We start from the raw sequence: 2,870 nt of genomic DNA, 5'->3' as shown, positions 1-2,870 counted from the left end.
ATTTTGATTCAAAATTGGTTATCGACAAGAATGTGGAACCCTCCCAAGTCAATGACATTGCACAAAAGGTCAATGGCGACAAGCTGATGGAATCACACATTGACATGGAATCGGACAATGCCAAAACTACGGGCAATCTTCTGGTTTTAAATGGCACCGATTTGATTACTCCAACCGACGAAAATCATGAAAAAATAAAAATCGATGCTGAAGACGTATTGATTTCAAGAAAAATTGCTGAAACGCTTGACGTACATGTCGGAGACACACTCAAATGGCACATCAAGGGTTCGGACAAATGGGTTGATGTAAAGATTGAAAAGATATATGCCGACCCGGCTTCCCAGGGATTGATCATATCAGCCGACAAATTGGATGAATTGGGATTGAATTACACCCCAACAAGCATAATAACATCTGAGCATGTAGATGGAGAATATGACGGAATCAAAGCAGTAAACACTATTGATGACATAAAGGACAATTGGAACGAACTTTATCAAAGCTTGCTGCTGCTGGTTTCCATATTGATATTTTTCGCCATTGTCTTGGCTGTTGTTGTTACATATAACCTGCTTTCCTTGTCCTTTTTGGAAATGGAATATGATATCCTCATACTTAAGATTTTAGGATTTAGCAATCTATTTCTGACAAAATTGCTTGCACTCCAGAGCCTGTTCTTTATAGTTCTGGGAATATTGGCAGGCATCCCATTGGGTTACTATATTCAGGCGCTGATGTGGACATCATCAAGCAAAAGATTTTATCAGGTAGCTACACTGTCACCTTCAAACCTGCTTTCAACATGCATAATCATTTTAGCGGTTTCAATAGTCGTGAACATCATATTCTTCTTTAAAATCAAGAAAATGGATGTAGTTGAAGAATCTAAAATTCTTGAGTGATTAATTGATTTGAAAAATTAATAGAAAAACTGTTTAATTCTATACATCCGAATACAACTAATCCCTGAAAAATTCAAAATCTTCATATACTTCCGCAAACTAACTTATGTTATGGAAAAAATAACTATTGTTATATAGTTTGTATTTTGAAGGGATTCTACATTTTTCCATAATTTTCAAGTAATATTTAAAATCGTTACTTGTAAAAGTCTTTATTAATAAAAAAACCATAAAAATTTAGTTAACTCCAAAATATCAAGTTTGATGAGAAAAACAAACCCCATCAAAACTTCAAAGAGCATCTATCTCCATTGTTAATTTATGAATTATTTTTTTAGTATTTCTCTTTGTATTTATAATAAATATAATCATTGTTTCTTTTTAAAAATTTTTAATCATTTTCAGGGTGTCCGCCAAAATTAAATTTTAGTTTTGAATCCTATTTTTTTAGAATATGGTTGCTGTGAGTTGTAATTGATTTTTAATGGATGTACTTTAACAGAAATCTTCTAAATCTTTCGTTGTATTTTCTATTTCTTGTTTTATGTTGTATAATCTGATTAGATTGTATGCTAATGTATCTAGGTTTATTCTTTCTTCTGTTTTTATCATTCCGACGACTACTTCTTTTTCTAATTAGAATTGTTCTTTGAATATTCCGAATGGTCCTTCAACGCTTGATCTTTTTGTGTATTCATCTTTATATTCTTGTTTTTCCATTTTGTGGTCCATTGCTTTTTGTAATTCTGAACAGTATTCTGTGATTGTTTTGTGTTTTTTTGAGGATGCACAGCATTTTGTTTGTACGTTACAGTTTTTACATGCATTGTAATTGTCGTATATTCTTTTTACTTTGTCAGGTTTTTTTGGATCTTTGTATGGTTCTGTGTATTTCCCGTAGAAATGTAAGTATTGGTTTTCTTTTTTTGCACAAAATTCAAAAATTAATTTTGGCGGACACCCTAAATTATTGTTTTTTCTTCAAAGATTTTTCTGTTGCCCGTATCGCTCCCCGGCAGTGTATGCGGACAATCCTGTTTTCATCATTTTCACAAATCCACTCAAGCCTTTCAATGTAAGGCACCACATGCTCAGGTTTTCTTTTTCCAATAACCCTAAACATTTCAGGAGCCTCAATGCGGACCTTATCACTTGAATCTGAAATCATCCCATAGAACATGTCAAGATTTTCACAGAATATTTCAGGAGAATTCGATGCAATGTTTTCACATGCCCAAACAAAGGAGTGTCTGACGTTGGCCGATTCGTCATGCCTCAACTCCATCAGCCTGTCGAGATATGGAACTGCGAGATTATGGTTTGCCCTGCCGATTCTTCCCAATGCGTTGGCTGACCGTTCCCTCAATTTGGGATTGTCATCATCAATGTATGAGGCTATATCATCAACATGCACATCTATTTTTTCAGGATGCTTCAATCCCATCTCTCCTAAAAGCCATAATGCCTTGGCCTTGACCTCATCGGAACTATCATTATCAAGGCATGCTGCAACATGGCCAATGCTTGACTTCCAGCATTCCTTATCCCTTGTAATGTTCCTCAATTCCTTTAGCATGACCTCATCATCCATAATCATTCTCCCCCTCAACCTTATTGTTATTATGATTTTGTCTTAATCTTTTATTATAGTTTTTCTTGAAAAGTTTACCCATTTTTTGGTATGTTGATTTTGTAGTATTTTTTAATGTTGGAAAAATAGTGATCTTCTGCTCTCTGGTTTCTTTTATATATTATGCATGTGCATATATTATTAATATCTTGTGAACGTGTATTTTTTTAACGAAATTATAGGAAAAAAATATGGTGTTTTTTTATGAGTAGTGTTGTTAATAAAGGTTTAAAGGTAGATATTTTTCTAGATAATTCAATGGAGCATGTTTTGAATCAAAATATGGGAAATGCAAGGTTTATATGGAATAATATTTTAAACCGATACAATGAACT

The 2,870-nt window shown here is 33.4% G+C and carries 4 protein-coding genes; 2 read left to right on the top strand and 2 right to left on the bottom strand.

Translation table 11 applies throughout. The annotated features are described in order from the left end of the window. Positions 1-905: ABC transporter permease (locus QZU77_RS10680; protein ID WP_295603947.1), on the top strand; the 905-nt coding region annotated here is incomplete at its 5' end. Between the two features lie 636 nt (positions 906-1,541). On the opposite strand, the gene QZU77_RS10675 is transcribed toward QZU77_RS10680, so the two are convergent. Together QZU77_RS10675 and QZU77_RS10670 are read right to left on the bottom strand one after the other, a co-directional pair. After that, the gene (locus tag QZU77_RS10675; RefSeq protein WP_295603949.1) at positions 1,542-1,850 is read right to left on the bottom strand and encodes a transposase; all 309 of its coding nucleotides are present in this window, start codon (positions 1,848-1,850) and stop codon (positions 1,542-1,544) included. A 22-nt stretch (positions 1,851-1,872) separates the two neighbouring features. After that, positions 1,873-2,496: a sister chromatid cohesion protein PDS5 gene (locus QZU77_RS10670; RefSeq protein ID WP_295603945.1), complete on the bottom strand. Its 624-nt coding sequence runs from the start codon at positions 2,494-2,496 to the stop codon at positions 1,873-1,875. Between the two features lie 243 nt (positions 2,497-2,739). Here QZU77_RS10670 and QZU77_RS10885 point away from each other — a divergent pair. After that, on the top strand, positions 2,740-2,870 hold a 131-nt coding region (locus tag QZU77_RS10885; RefSeq protein WP_366208879.1), incomplete at its 3' end, for a helix-turn-helix domain-containing protein.

The organism is uncultured Methanobrevibacter sp., assembly GCF_902774605.1.
Classification (GTDB): Archaea; Methanobacteriota; Methanobacteria; order Methanobacteriales; family Methanobacteriaceae; genus Methanocatella.
Note: the sequence above shows the minus strand (reverse complement) of the source record. Positions and strands in the feature narration are given on the sequence as shown.